This window comes from Billgrantia campisalis (assembly GCF_022341425.1).
Classification (GTDB): Bacteria; Pseudomonadota; Gammaproteobacteria; order Pseudomonadales; family Halomonadaceae; genus Halomonas; species Halomonas campisalis.
Window position 1 is genome coordinate 38,650 of record NZ_JABFUC010000018.1, and the last position, 14,401, is coordinate 53,050.

Annotated in this window: 11 protein-coding genes; 9 read left to right on the forward strand and 2 right to left on the reverse strand. The window is 67.6% G+C overall.

The features are described from left to right. Positions 1-27: 27 nt before the first annotated feature. Positions 28-1,758 carry a potassium channel family protein gene (locus tag HOP52_RS17770; protein WP_238978790.1) on the forward strand — a complete coding sequence of 577 codons (1,731 nt, stop codon included), beginning with the start codon at positions 28-30 and terminating at the stop codon, positions 1,756-1,758. Positions 1,759-1,806: 48 nt separating this feature from the next. On the opposite strand, the gene HOP52_RS17775 is transcribed toward HOP52_RS17770, so the two are convergent. Continuing rightward, positions 1,807-2,763, reverse strand: a complete 957-nt coding sequence (locus tag HOP52_RS17775; RefSeq protein WP_238978792.1) for a DNA-binding protein — start codon at positions 2,761-2,763, stop codon at positions 1,807-1,809. Positions 2,764-2,971: 208 nt separating this feature from the next. On the opposite strand from HOP52_RS17775, the gene HOP52_RS17780 reads away from it, so the two are divergent. Beyond that, positions 2,972-3,541, forward strand: coding sequence for an NnrU family protein (locus HOP52_RS17780; protein WP_238978794.1), 570 nt, complete (start codon positions 2,972-2,974; stop codon positions 3,539-3,541). A 117-nt stretch (positions 3,542-3,658) separates the two neighbouring features. On the opposite strand, the gene HOP52_RS17785 is transcribed toward HOP52_RS17780, so the two are convergent. Next, complete coding sequence (locus HOP52_RS17785) at positions 3,659-4,555, reverse strand: LysR family transcriptional regulator (protein ID WP_238978796.1); 897 nt, start codon at positions 4,553-4,555, stop codon at positions 3,659-3,661. Positions 4,556-4,700: 145 nt separating this feature from the next. Here HOP52_RS17785 and HOP52_RS17790 point away from each other — a divergent pair, with 145 nt between their 5' ends. The 7 genes from HOP52_RS17790 to HOP52_RS17820 all read left to right on the forward strand — a co-directional run bounded on the left by HOP52_RS17790 (position 4,701) and on the right by HOP52_RS17820 (position 14,230). Beyond that, positions 4,701-6,212: a CoA-acylating methylmalonate-semialdehyde dehydrogenase gene (locus HOP52_RS17790; protein WP_238978797.1), complete on the forward strand. Its 1,512-nt coding sequence runs from the start codon at positions 4,701-4,703 to the stop codon at positions 6,210-6,212. A gap of 161 nt (positions 6,213-6,373) precedes the next feature. Next, positions 6,374-8,020, forward strand: coding sequence for a GMC family oxidoreductase (locus tag HOP52_RS17795; RefSeq protein WP_238978799.1), 1,647 nt, complete (start codon positions 6,374-6,376; stop codon positions 8,018-8,020). A 200-nt stretch (positions 8,021-8,220) separates the two neighbouring features. Then, complete coding sequence (locus tag HOP52_RS17800; protein ID WP_238978801.1) at positions 8,221-8,427, forward strand: cold-shock protein; 207 nt, start codon at positions 8,221-8,223, stop codon at positions 8,425-8,427. A gap of 238 nt (positions 8,428-8,665) precedes the next feature. Further along, positions 8,666-10,435 carry an SLC13 family permease gene (locus HOP52_RS17805; protein ID WP_238978802.1) on the forward strand — a complete coding sequence of 590 codons (1,770 nt, stop codon included), beginning with the start codon at positions 8,666-8,668 and terminating at the stop codon, positions 10,433-10,435. Between the two features lie 107 nt (positions 10,436-10,542). Continuing rightward, positions 10,543-11,211, forward strand: coding sequence for an alpha/beta hydrolase (locus HOP52_RS17810; RefSeq protein ID WP_238978803.1), 669 nt, complete (start codon positions 10,543-10,545; stop codon positions 11,209-11,211). Between the two features lie 160 nt (positions 11,212-11,371). Then, a complete protein-coding gene (gene trpB / locus HOP52_RS17815) occupies positions 11,372-12,574 on the forward strand; it encodes a tryptophan synthase subunit beta (protein WP_238978804.1) in 1,203 nt (400 codons plus the stop codon). Positions 12,575-12,706: 132 nt separating this feature from the next. Then, positions 12,707-14,230, forward strand: a complete 1,524-nt coding sequence (locus HOP52_RS17820; RefSeq protein ID WP_238978805.1) for a sensor domain-containing diguanylate cyclase — start codon at positions 12,707-12,709, stop codon at positions 14,228-14,230. The last annotated feature ends 171 nt before the right edge of the window (positions 14,231-14,401 follow it).

Consider the following 14,401-nt stretch of genomic DNA (forward strand, 5'->3'; position numbering starts at 1 on the left):
GGGACACACAGAGGGAGGGTTGAACAGGTGACGCCGACCTCCGATCTCGACCGTGTGACTATGATCGTCCTGCGCTATATGCGCCGGCCGCTGTTCGCGCTGCTGTTCGTTTATTCGGTGGGTATCATGGGCATGGCCCTGATGCCTGGCCAGGTCGTCGAGGGTGAGACGACCTACATGAATCTCTTCCATGCCTTCTATTTCTTCACCTATACGGCGACCACGACCGGTTTCGGCGAACTGCCGCACGGCTTCAGCGACGAGCAGCGCCTATGGGCGATTTTCTGTCTCTATACCGGCGCCATCGCGTGGTTCTATGCGATCGGATCCCTGATTCGCCTGGTGCAGAACCCCCATTTCATCCAGGCCATGGATGGGTTTCGGTTCGCCCGCAAGGTGGGAGGCAACGTGGAGCCTTTCGTCATCCTTTGCGGCTTCGGCGATACCGGCAGTCTGCTTGCCCGGGGCCTGAGCGACCACCGTATGCGCGCGGTGATACTCGATTCCGACCCGGAACGCATCAAGGCACTGGGCGTGCGCGATTACACCGTCGCGATGCCGGGGCTCTGCGCCGACGCCAGTGCGCCGAAGCACCTCCTAGCCGCGGGTGTGGAACACCCCGCATGCCGGGCGCTGGTCGTGCTGACAAACGATGACGACGTCAATCTCAAGATTGCGGTAATGGCACGGCACCTGAACCCACAGCTTCGGGTCATCTGCCGTTCGACATCGCTCCGCCACGAGGCCAATCTGCGCTCGCTGGACAATGTCACCGTCGTCGACCCGTTCGAGATCTTCGCCCAGCTCGTCTACTGGGCGATCGCACGCCCCGAATTGCACAACCTCAATGCGTGGTTCGTGGGCACACGTGGCGCCGAACTCGGGGTGCCGGTACGGGTTCCGCGGGGCAACTGGATTCTGTGCGGGTATGGACGGATGGGGCGCTGGATCCATCGCTACCTGCAGGCCTCAGGCGTCAGTGTCCGTATCATCGATCCGGAAGTGGACGCCAAGGAGGCCGGAGTGGATACGGTCATGGTGCAGGCGTACGCTGATCATTCGGCCCTGGTGACCGCGGGGATTGACGACGCGGCGGGGATCGTCGCCGCGACGAATCGCGATTCTGACAATCTCAGTGCGCTGTTGTCGGTGACGGAGCTCAATCCGGATGCGTTTCGCATCGTGCGCCAGAACAGCCATGAGAATCAGGTTGCCTTCGACGCCGCGCGGGCCGACCTGGTCCTCCAGCACAGCCTGACCACGGCGCGGCGGATCCTGAAGCTGCTGATCTCGCCCCTCGTCCAGGAACTGATCGACTGGCTCGCGGCACGCGAACCGGCTCGCACGGAAGCGCTGGTGGCCCGTCTGCAGGCGGCCGTGGGCGCGGAGCCCCCGCACCTGTGGTCGGTCAGGCTGGTCCCGGGCGAAGCGCCGGCGGTGACCGACTATCTGGATGCCGGGCGGGCGGTGGCCTTGGGGGTGCTGTGCCGCGACGCGCGCGCGTTTCCGGAACGGCTCCCGTGCGAGGCGCTCGCCGTACGCCGGGCAGGGCAATCGATCATGTTGCCGGATGAGGCATTTACGCTTGAGACCGGTGACGAGGTCCTCTTCTGCGGTGTCCATTCAGCGGAGCCGATGCTGCAGGCGACGCTGCATAATCCCTATACGCTTCGCTATGTCGTCACCGGGGTCGATGAGCCCCGCGGGTACGTGTTCGCTTGGCTTGAAGGCAGGCTGACGTCGTCGAAGCGATCATGAGCAAAAAGCGTCGGCCGGCCAGGAAATCCGCCGGCCGCGGCGAGGCGCTCAGCTACCCTGGCGGGGCGCGCCGGCCTTCTTGCTGCCGACGCTCTGCTGGCGCTGCTGGACCTGCAGCGCGTCCAGGCGTGACTTGAGCGCGGCCAGGGTCGCTTCCAGGGCCTCGGCGCGAATTTCCGCCTTGGAGGCGCGCTGGGTCGCCTTCTGCGCCTGCTCCATGGCCTCCTTGCGGGCGCGTTCGACGTCTTCCAGGCGTGCCTTCTGGCCGGCGCGCAGGTCGTCGATCTCCTTGCGTTGCCGGGTCTGCTCGGCCTGCAGCGCCTGGCGGTGCTGTTCCACCTGCCGGGCCCGGTCGCGGGCCTGTTCGAGGGCCGCATCGCGTTGCACTTCTGCCACGGCCTGGCTGCGCTCCGCCTTGGTCAGCGCCGTCTGGGCGGTCTGGGTGGCCCGCTCGGCCACCAGCCGGGCCTGGCGGGCCTCCTCCAACTGGGCGGTGAGCATCTCCACCTGCTGCTGGGCCTTGATTCCCTGCTCACGGACCTTCTGGTGGGTCTGGCGCTCGTGCTCGAGCTCGTGCTCGAGCTCGTCGCGCTCGGTCCGCAGGCCGTCGCGCTCGGCCTTCGCGCGCTCCAGGGCCTCTTCGGCGACGCTGAGGCGCCGGGCCAGCTGCTCGGCGCGAGCCTCCAGGCCTTCGCCAAGCTCCGCCAGGGCGGTGGCGTCGCTGCGAGCTTCCTGGATCGCCTGGTCGGCTTCGCTGTGGGCGGCCTGTGTCTGGCGCTGGAGCTCATCGGTCAGGGCCGCCAGCAGGGTGTCGGGTAGCTTGGGGGCGGGGCGCTTGGCCGGCGGCTGCTTGGCACGCCATTCGGCGAGATGGCGCTGGATGGCATGCGGTGAGCCGCCGCCCAGGTGTTCGCCGATGCGCTGCAGGGTGAGGGGGATGCCCTTGGCCGTCAGGTTCTCGGCGGCGGCGGCCACCTGCTCATAGGTGATCTCAAGACGCTGCATGGTGTCCGTGTTCCCTGCGGCTGGAAGGGGGAAGATCATCACGGGCTCGGCGCGAGCCGGCGGGACTCGCCCGCCGTGGTGACGGCCCCATTGTCGAGTCTGGGCGGGCGAGTGGCAACCGCGAATGGGGCGACAGGCCTTGGTGTGGGGCCCCGGGGTGGTTAAGCTGCAGCCTGTCCTGGAAACCACCCGCAAAGGAAGCCCTACCATGACCGTGATGATCCTTGGCCTGCTGATCTTTCTTGGTGTGCACTCGGTGCGCATTGTTGCCGATGACTGGCGTGCCGCGCAGGTTCGGCGCATGGGCGAGCTGCCGTGGAAGGCGGCCTATTCGGTCGCCTCGATCCTCGGCCTGGCCATCGCCATCTGGGGCTATGGCCAGATGCGCCTCGACCCCACCTGGGTCTGGTTCCCGCCGGTGGGGCTGCGCCATGCCGTGGCCCTGCTGATGATCCCCGCCTTTATCCTGCTGGCGGCGGCCTATGTGCCCGGCAATCATATCAAGGCCAAGCTGGGCCACCCGATGATCATCGCCGTGAAGCTCTGGGCCTTCTCCCACCTGCTCGCCAACGGCCGGCTGGGCGATATCGTCTTCTTCGGGGCCTTCCTGGCGTGGGCGGTGTTTGATTTCCGCTCCGCTCGTCGCCGCCCGCAGCAGCCGAGCGCCGGCACTCCGCGCCTGGCCGGCACCGCCATCACCGTGGTCGCCGGTCTGGTGCTCTACTACCTGTTCGCCTTCCATCTGCATGTCATCATCACCGGCGTGCCGGTCATGTGAGGTAGGGCGCTTCCCCAGTCGTCGCCATACTCCGACCGCGCCGGCTCCTGCCGGCGCCATCTGCCCGAGCTTCACCTCGCAGCGATTCGCTCGTGTAGGCATTTGGGCAGTGTTTTCCTAGCCGTCGCCCCAGACGCTGGCCAACACCCCCAGCGCCTCGGCGATCACCGGTGCCTCCCCGCGGTCGTGGCGCCAGATGAAGCTGAGCGCGCAGGGCAGGCGTACGCCCTCGGCCAGGGCCAGACCGCGCTCCTGGCGCTCGGCCATGGCCAGGGCGTCCCGGGCCAGGCTCAGCCCCACGCCGGCGCGCACCAGGTCGAGCATACAGGCCTCCTGGTCCACCTGGGCGACGCCGTTCACGGCCACGCCCAGCGGGTCGAGCACCCCGTGGAGCAGCCGGTGGTGGACCGACGCCGCGGGGGTGACGATCCAGGGCAGGGCGGCCAGCTGCGCCCAGCCGGCGCCGGCCAGCCGGCCACCCCAGCCGGCCGGGGCAATCACGTGGTAGTGGAAGTGGGTCAGCTCCCGGTGGGCGATCTCCGGGAGGCCTGGGCCCTCCCCGGGCGGGGCGAGGAAGAAGCCGACGTCGAGCTCACCGCGGCGCACCCGCTCCAGCACCGTGCCGCTCATGCCGTGGGAGAGCTCGGTCTCGAGCTGCGGCGCGCGCGCCACCAGGCGGTGCAGGAAGGCGCCCAGGCGGATGAACTCCGGGTCGACGATGGTGCCGATCTTCAGTCGGCCGCGCAGGGTGCTGTGCAGCGCCTGGGCGCTCTGGTCGAAGGCGGCCACGGCGGCGAGCGCCTTTTCGGCGGCGGCGAGCAGTGTCCGGCCGTCATCGGTCAGCGCCAACCCCTTGGGGTGTCGGCGAAACAGCCTGAGGCCGAGGCGCTCCTGGAGCTGCTTGAGCTTGAGGCTGACCGCCGGCTGGGTCAGGTGCAGCCGCTCGGCGGCCCGGGAAACGCTGCCCTCCCGGGCCACGGTGACGAAGGCGCGCAGCGTCTGGAGGTCCTGCATGGGGGCAACTCATCGGCAAGTGATATCAGCTGAGCTTATATCCTAGTTTTGAATTACTCAATTGATCCTGGCGGTGGCCGGGCTAGGCTAGATAGCCATTGGCGGCCTTCTCGCCGCTCTAACGGCCACGACAGCGAGGTTCACAATGAGCACAGCCACCATCCCGCATTATATCAATGGGCAAATGTTCGAAGGGCGCTCCGCCCAGACCCAGGAGGTCTTCAACCCGGCCACCGGCCAGGTGACCGGCCGCGTAGCGCTGGCCTCCCATGCCGATGTGGACAGCGCCGTGGCCGCCGCTTCCGCCGCCTTCCCGGCCTGGGCCGACACCCCGCCGATCCGCCGCGCTCGAGTGATGTTCCGCTTCCTGGAACTCCTCAACAAGCACAAGGATACGCTCGCGGAGGCGATCACCAAGGAGCACGGCAAGGTGTTCACCGACGCCCAGGGGGAAGTGGCCCGCGGCATCGATATCGTCGAGTTCGCCTGTGGTATCCCGCAGCTGCTTAAGGGCGACTACACCGAGCAGGTCGGCACCGGCATCGACAACTGGACGATGCGCCAGCCGCTGGGCGTCGTCGCCGGCATCACCCCGTTCAACTTCCCGGTCATGGTGCCGATGTGGATGTTTCCGCTCGCCATCGCCGCCGGCAACACCTTTATCCTCAAGCCGAGCCCCACCGACCCCAGCGCCTCGTTGCTGATCGCCGACCTGCTCGCCCGTGCCGGGCTGCCCGATGGCGTCTTCAACGTGGTGCAGGGTGATAAGGAGAGCGTCGAGGCGCTGATCGACCACCCGGAGGTACGGGCGCTGTCGTTCGTCGGCTCCACGCCGATCGCCAACCTGATCTACGAGCGTGGCGCCCGCAACGGCAAGCGTGTCCAGGCGCTGGGTGGCGCCAAGAACCACATGGTGGTGATGCCCGATGCGGACCTGGACAAGGCGGTGGATGCGCTGATCGGCGCCGCCTACGGCAGTGCCGGCGAGCGCTGCATGGCGATCAGCGTGGCGGTGCTGGTGGGCGACGTGGCCGACCAGGTGGTGCCACGCCTGGCCGAGCGGGCCCGCGCGCTCAAGGTCAAGAACGGCATGGAGCTCGACGCCGAGATGGGCCCCATCGTCACCGCCCAGGCACACCAGCGCATCACCGGCTATATCGACAAGGGCGTGGCCGAGGGTGCCGAGCTGGTGGTCGATGGCCGCGACTTCGATGCCAGCACCACCGGGGAGGGCTGCGCCGAGGGCTTCTGGATGGGCGGCACCCTGTTCGACCGCGTCACCCCGGAGATGACCCTCTATAAAGAAGAGATCTTCGGCCCGGTGCTGGCCTGCGTGCGGGTGCCCGACATCGCCACGGCGATCCAGCTGATCAACGACCACGAGTTCGGCAACGGCGTGAGCTGCTTCACCGAGAGCGGCAGCGTGGCCCGGGAGTTCGGTCGCCGCATCCAGGTGGGCATGGTCGGCATCAACGTGCCGATCCCGGTGCCCATGGCCTGGCACGGCTTCGGCGGCTGGAAGCGCTCGATGTTCGGCGACACCCACGCCTACGGCGAGGAGGGTGTACGCTTCTACACCAAGCAGAAGTCGATCATGCAGCGCTGGTCCGACTCGATCAACGCTGGCGCCGAGTTCGCCATGCCGACCCATAAGTAAGCTCGGCCACCCTTCGCCCAAGCGAGAGGCGCCGGGGACAGGGAGGAGAGGGGGTCCTATGCCAGGGATGGCATCGGTAGCGCCCAGGGATGGGTTTACAGCGCCCCCTCGTAGCCCTGTCTCCGGAATAGCCTCGAGCGTAGCCGCACCGAGAGCACGCCATGGCAGATCAGGAATTCGACTATATCGTGGTAGGCGCCGGCACCGCCGGCTGCCTGCTGGCCAACCGCCTCAGCGCCGACCCGGCCAACCGGGTGCTGCTGATCGAGGCGGGGGGGCGCGACAACTACCACTGGATCCATATTCCGGTGGGCTACCTCTACTGCATCGACAACCCCCGCACCGACTGGCGCTTTCGCACCGAGCCCGACCCCGGCCTCAACGGCCGCTCGCTGATCTACCCCCGCGGCAAGACGCTCGGCGGCTGCTCGAGCATCAACGGCATGCTCTATATCCGCGGCCAGGCCCGCGACTATGACGGCTGGGCCGAGCTCACCGGCGATGACGCCTGGCGCTGGGAGAACTGCCTGCCGGACTTCATGAAGCATGAGGACCATCATCGCCTGGATGCACCTGGCCAGGCCGATGCCGCCCATCGTGACTTCCACGGCCACGGCGGCGAGTGGCGCGTCGAGAAGCAGCGCCTCAGCTGGGAGGTGCTGGATGACTTCGCCACCGCCGCCGTGGAGGCCGGCATCCCGCGAACCCAGGACTTCAACCGCGGCGACAACGAAGGCGTCGACTACTTCGAGGTCAATCAGCGAGCCGGCTGGCGCTGGAACACCGCCAAGGCCTTCCTGCGTGGCGTCGAGAAACGCGACAATCTCACGCTCTGGCACTCCAGCCAGGTGCTGGGGCTCGATTTTGACAGGCAGGGCGGCGAGCCGCGCTGCACCGGGGTCCGCGTCGAGCGTGGGGGAACGGAGGTGGTGGCCCGGGCCGAGTGCGAGGTGATCCTCTCCGCCGGGGCGATCGGCTCGCCGCAGCTGCTGCAGCTCTCCGGCATTGGCCCGGCGGACCTGCTCGGCGAGCATGACATCCCGGTGGTGGTCGATCTGCCCGGGGTGGGCGAGAACCTCCAGGACCACCTGCAGATCCGCTCGGTCTACAAGGTCGCCGGCGCCAAGACCCTCAATACCATGGTGAGCTCCCTGGTGGGCAAGGCCAAGATCGGCCTCGAGTATGCCCTAAAACGCTCGGGACCGATGAGCATGGCGCCGTCCCAGCTGTGCGCCTTCACCCGCAGCAGCGACGAGTACGTCCATCCCAACATCGAATACCACGTTCAGCCGCTGAGCCTCGAGGCCTTCGGGCAGCCGCTGCACGACTTCCCGGCCATCACCGCCAGCGTGTGCAACCTCAATCCGACCAGCCGCGGCACGGTGCGCATCAAGAGCGCCGACCCTCGCCAGGCCCCGGCCATTGCGCCCAACTACCTGAGTACGCCCGAGGATCGCAAGGTGGCGGCGGATTCGCTGCGGGTCACCCGGCGCATCGCCGAGCAGCCGGCCTTCGCGAAGTACTCGCCCGAGGAGGTCAAGCCGGGGGTGGCGTACCAGAGCGACGACGACCTGGCACGGCTCGCCGGTGATATCGGCACCACCATCTTCCACCCGGTAGGCACCACCAAGATGGGGCGCGACGACGACCCTCTGGCGGTGGTGGACCCGCGCCTGCGCGTGCGTGGCGTCAAGGGGCTTCGCGTGGTGGATGCCGGCGTCATGCCCACCATCACCAGCGGCAACACCAACTCGCCGACCCTGATGATCGCCGAGAAGGCGGCGGGGTGGATCCTGGCCGGCGAGTAACTTTCTCGTCACCGGGTGCAAATAGTATTTGACGTGTGGCCGGGAAGAGCGCAAGCTGTGCGCAGTTGGTTAGCAAGTGGAACATCGCAAGTGGTCATCGAAAGCTCATAGCGTCGATTTCCCGGTGAAAGTTTCTTGTTTTACCCACTGCAACTCGGGTATTTCCCGGAAAAATCAAACGCTATTCGAGGAATTCGATAATGGCTACCGGTACCGTCAAGTGGTTCAACGACACTAAAGGCTTTGGCTTCATCTCTCCGGACGACAGCGGCGACGACCTGTTCGCGCACTTCTCCGAGATTCAGGCTGACGGCTTCAAGTCCCTCCAGGACGGTCAGAAGGTCTCCTTCGACGTCACTCAGGGCAAGAAAGGCCTCCAGGCTTCCAACATCAAGGTCATCGGCTGATTCGTCACTGACGTGATCGACCGATCTTGATGTGCGCCACCCTCGGGTGGCGCCCCGCAGGGCCCGCGAAAGCGGGCCCTGCGCGTTTGTGTGGGCGGCCATCAGCGACTCCCTTCCACGGGCTTCCTGCAGGGCTGGTTTATGTGTAAATCGAATACATAAATTTCCACAAATAACTTTAAGGAATAAAGGGCGGCCGGCACAATGGGCGAGATACTTCGCCTGGTGATGGACCCCTATGCCCCTCGACGCCTGGATCTCGCTTGCTGTCGTCAGCGCCGTCTTCCCGCTGATGGCCTTCACGCGCATCGGGCCCGACATGGTGCTGCTCGGCGCGCTGATTCTGCTGCTGACCCTGGGCGTGATCGATAGCGGCCAGGCGCTGGGCGGCTTCTCCAACAGCGGCCTGTTCACCGTGGCCTTTCTCTACGTGATGGTGGCCAGCATCCGCGAGACCGGCGGCATCGACCTGATCATCCGCCACGTGCTGGGCCGTCCCCGCGGCGAGGGCCGGGCCCTGGCGCGCCTGCTGCTGCCGGTCGCCGCGCTCAGCGGCTTTCTCAACAACACCCCGGTGGTGGCCACCTATATCCCGGCCGTGCTCAGCTGGAGCCGTCGCCTGACGATCCCCGCTCATCGGCTGCTGATGCCGTTGAGCTTCGCCTCGATTCTCGGCGGCACCATCACCCTGTTTGGCACCAGCACCAATCTGGTGGTCCACGGCCTGCTGATCGAGCGCTATCCGGATCTCGCCATGGGGCTGTTCGATATCGCCTGGGTCGGCGTGCCGGTGGCCGTGGTCGGCCTGGTTTACCTGCTGCTGGTGGGGCGCTGGCTGCTGCCCGAGCGGCGCGGTGCCCAGGCGGCCTTCGAGAATCCCCGCGAGTTCACCATCGAAATGGAGGTCGACCCCGAGGGGCCGCTGGTCGACAAGAGCGTCGAGGAGGCGGGGCTGCGCCATCTGCAGGAGTTGTTCCTGGTGGAGATCGAGCGCGACGGCAACGTGGTCAGCGTGGTGGGGCCGGGGGAGCGGCTCAAGGGCGGGGATCGGCTGGTGTTCGCCGGCACCTCGGCGGCGGCGGTGGAGCTGCAGCAGATCCGCGGCCTGATTCCGTCGCGACATGGCGAATCGAGCCTGGAGAAGGACTTCAAGGAGCGGCGCCTGGTGGAGGCGGTGGTCTCCGACCAGTGCCAGTTCGTCGGCCGGCGCATTCGTGACGGCCATTTCCGCACCCTCTACGGCGCCGCCGTGCTAGCGGTATGCCGCGGCGGCGAGCGGGTGCTCGGCAACCTGGGCCAGGTGCGCCTGCAGCCGGCCGACGTACTGCTGCTCGAGGCCCGCCCGCCGTTCATCGAGCGCCATCGTCAGTCCCGCGACTTCCTGCTGATCAGCCAGGTCAACGGCGCCGCCCGCCCGGTGCACGAGAAGGCCTGGCTGGCCTGGAGCATCCTGCTCGGCGTGGTGACCCTGGCCACCCTGGGCGTGATGAGCCTGCTGAATGCCGCCATGCTGGGGGCGGCGCTGGTGCTGGTAACCGGCTGCTGCAGCGTGGGGGCCGCCAAGCGCGGCCTGGATACCCAGGTGCTGCTGACCATCGCCGCCTCCTTCGGCCTGGGGGCGGCGCTGGAGAGCTCCGGCGCCGCCGGGACCCTGGCCGGCCTGGCGCTGGGGCTGGCCGACGGCAACCCCTGGCTGCTGCTGATCGGTACCTACGCGCTGGTGGCCCTGCTCACCGAGCTGGTGACCAACAACGCCGCCGCGGTAATCATCTTCCCCATCGTCATGGCCAGCGCCGAGAGCCTGGGGGTCAGCCCCATGCCCTTCGTGGTGGCGGTGATGTTCGCCGCCTCGGCCAGCTTCCTGACGCCGATCGGCTACCAGACCAACCTGATGGTCTACGGCCCCGGCGGCTACCGCTTCGGCGACTACCTGCGCGTGGGCGGGTTGCTCAACCTGCTGGTCGCCGCGGTGGCGCTGACACTGATCCCCCACTTCTGGCCCTTCTGACCCGGCTAGCCGTTCTGCGTCCGGGGAGGGCGAGTGTCTCGCCGCCGCCTGGCGTTTGCGGTAGGGTGTCGGATTTCCACCGACTGCACGACGAGGGGAGCAACGCCATGAGCCATCCCGGTGAACTGATCATCGAGCCACGCAGCGGCCGGCCGGCCGATGCCTGCGTGTTCATTCTCCACGGCCTGGGCGCCGATGGCAGCGACTTCGAGCCGCTGGTGCCGGCGCTCCCGCTGCCGACCGATGACAGCGTGCGCTTCATCCTGCCCCACGCCCCGAGACTGCCGGTGACCATCAACGGCGGCATGGTGATGCCGGCCTGGTACGACATCCTGGAGATGAGCCTCGACCGGCGCGTCGACGAGCCGCAGCTCATGGCCTCGGCCGAGCGCATCCAGGCCCTGGTGGCCGAGCAGATCGAGCATGGCATCGACAGCCGTCGGATCATCCTCGCCGGCTTCTCCCAGGGCGGCGCCGTGGCCTACCAGGCCGCGCTCTCCTTCGACCGTCCCCTGGGCGGCCTGCTGGCCCTGTCCACCTACTTCGCCACCGCCGACAGCATCACGCTGGCCGAAGCCAACCGCGGCCTGCCCATCGAGGTGCATCACGGCAGCTTCGACCCGGTGGTGCCCGAGGCGCTGGGCAAGGCCGGCTTCGAGAAGGTGCTGTCGCTGGGCTATCCCGCCCACTACCGCTCCTACCCCATGGCCCACGCCGTCTGCCCCCAGCAGATCGGCGATATCGGCAAGTGGCTCACCGAGCGCCTGGCGCGCTGAGGCGACCCTCGAGGTGGCGGCGCTGCCGGCCGGCTTGACCCGGCTCAACGTTGGGCGCTTTGTGGCGGCCTGAGGCGCCCTCCGGCCAAGGTCTGTCTCGACAGCGTCGGGCCGGCTGGGCAAGATGATCCGACGTTATCCACTGCGTCAGGAATGCCCCATGAGCACATCCCGCTATACCGACCTGCCCGATGCCCAGGGCTTCTTCGGCCGCTTCGGCGGTCAGTACATTCCGCCCGACCTCAAGCGGGTGATGGACGAGATCGACGCCGCCTACGAGGAGATCCGCGTTCGCGAGGATTTCCAGCAGGAGCTCGCCGAGCTGTTCGCCGACTACGTGGGCCGCCCCAGCCCGATCTTCCACGCCCGCCGCCTCTCCGAGCGGCTGGGCGGGGCGCAGATCCACCTCAAGCGCGAGGATCTGAACCACACCGGCGCCCACAAGATCAACCACTGCCTGGGCGAGGCGCTGCTGGCCAAGTTCATGGGCAAGACCAAGGTGATCGCCGAGACCGGCGCCGGCCAGCACGGGGTGGCGCTGGCCACCGCCTGCGCCCTGGTGGGCATTCCCTGCGAGATCCACATGGGCCAGGTGGATATCGAGAAGGAGCACCCCAACGTCACCAAGATGAAGATCCTCGGCTGCCAGCTGGTGCCGGTCACCCGCGGTACGGCGACGCTGAAGGACGCCGTGGACAGCGCCTTCGAGGAGTACCTCAAGGACCCGCAGAACTTCATCTATGCCATCGGTTCGGTGGTCGGCCCGCACCCCTTCCCCAAGATGGTGCGCGACTTCCAGTCGATCATCGGCAACGAGGCCCGCGAACAGTTCCTGGCCCGCCATGGCCGCCTGCCCGACCACGTCACCGCCTGCGTGGGCGGCGGGTCGAACGCCATCGGCCTGTTCACCGCCTTCCTCGACGACGATAGCGTGCATCTGGTGGGCGTGGAGCCCGCCGGCGAGGGCCTCGACACCCCCCGCCACTCGGCGACCCTGACCCTGGGCAAGCCCGGCGAGATCCACGGCATGGCCTGCTACGTGCTGGAAGACGAGGCCGGCAACCCCATGCCGGTGCACTCCATCGCCTCGGGGCTCGACTATCCCGGCGTCGGCCCCCAGCACAGCTATCTCAAGGAGCTGGGGCGGGTCGACTACGAGACCGCCAGCGACGCCGAGTGCCTGGACGCCTTCCTGACCCTCTCCCGGGTCGAGGGGATCATTCCGGCGCTGGAGAGCGCCCACGCCGTGGCCTGGGCCATGCGAGTGGCGCCGACGCTGCCCGCCGACCAGCATATCCTGGTCAATCTCTCCGGCCGCGGCGACAAGGATGCCGACTACGTCGCCGAGAAACTGGGGCTGTAACCTGATCCAGGACGCCTCGAGGGCCGATATCCCTGTGCGAATGGCAAGATTGAATTAGGGTTAGTGGTAGGGGTAGGGAATGGGCCCTGCTGCGTGACCACGGGCGGTTAGCCGCCAAGGTGTCGAGGCGTGATGAATGCCAATGCCGAACAGGTGCCGAAGGATCGGCGCCGAGGGCTCGCACGTCGCTGGATCGGGATCGCCATCGCCGGCAGCCTGCCGGTGGGGGTCGCGGTCGTGCTGCTGGAACTGGCCATGGGGCTTGGCCCCGCCCTGGGGTTGTCCGGGCTGACCCTGCTCGGACTGGTGGCCGGTGGCTTCAGGCTCGAGCGGCGTGACCTCGGTCGGCAGGAGCGCGACCAGGCGTTCGCTCGCGAGCTGCTGCACCATTATCCCGGTGCGGTGATGCTGGTCGACGGCGAGGGCGTGGTCCGGCAGGTCTGCCCGCAGCTCGAGCAGCGGACCGGGCTTTCGCCCGAGTCGCTGCTGGGCCGTCGCCTGGCCGGCCTCGACGTCGATCCGCTCGACGGCACCCTCAAGCACGCGCTGGATGACTGTCTGGCAAGCGGTGAGCCCTGGCAGGGGGTGGTGCGCTGCAACACTGGGGGCGATGCCGCCAGCACCTATCAGGAAGCCGTGCTGCAGCCGCTGACTTACCCCGATGGCAGCCTCCGGGTGCTGGTGCTGATGCGCGACATCACCCAGGCGTGGCGTTCGCGGCTGGCCGACCAGAGCGAGCTGGCGCACCTGCGACACCTGCTGGGCCAGGTGCCGGCGGTGGTCTACCAGTCCTGCCGCGATCCCCGTGGCCGGCTCACCTTCTTTCATATCAGCGAGGGCATTCGTACCCTGTGCGGACTGACCCCTCAAGCGGTGCTGGACGACCCCGAGCGCCTGCTCGAGCGGGTGCATCCCGATGACCAGGTGGCTGTGGAGGCTTCCGTCGCCCGGTCAGCTGTGGGGCTCAAGCTCTGGCATCTGGAGTTCCGCCTGATAAGCCTGGACGGCAGTGAGCGCTGGGTCGAGGGGCTGGCGATGCCTGAGCGTCTGGCGGGCGGCTATACCCTGTGGCACGGCGTGCTGTTCGATGCCACCCAGCGCAAGGCGAGCGAGGAGCAGCTCGGCCGCCTGGCCTATACCGACTCCCTCACCGGAGTGCTCAATCGCCGCGCCTTCTTCGAGCGCGGCGCCGACGTGCATGCCCAGGCGCGGCGTCAGCGGCGCACGCTGCCGGTGGCGATGCTCGACCTGGACCATTTCAAGCAGCTCAATGACCGCTTCGGCCACGCCGCCGGGGATCTGGCTCTGCAGTTCTTCGCCGAGGTCTGCCGCGAGAGCCTGCGCCCCTACGACCTGCTGGGGCGCCTGGGGGGCGAGGAGTTCGCGCTGCTGCTGGTGGATACCGAGGTGGATGATGCCTGGGTGATTCTGGACCGTCTGCGCGAGGCGGTAGGGGCCATCGAGCTCGACCTGGGCGGCCATGGCGTTCGCTTTTCGGTGAGCATCGGGCTTGCCTGCCTGCCGCCGGAGGGCAGCCTGGAAGCGACCCTGTCGGCGGCCGACCAGGCGCTCTACCAGGCCAAGCAGGCCGGCCGCAACCGTATCGTCAGCGTGCGGGAGCGACCAGTCGATGCGTCGACCACGCTGCCACATTGAGCGTTCGGGGTGGCTGGCCGGGGTTGAGTCGGGCAGGATAGAGCTCCAAGGTTTCAACATGATACCTTCGCTATCTGGCTCAAGGAGACTGTGACGATGCCCGACCTTTCCGAGAGTGTCCGTCTGTCGGCAGCCTGTGCCGACGTCGGCAGCCACCTGGCCAGCGTCGGG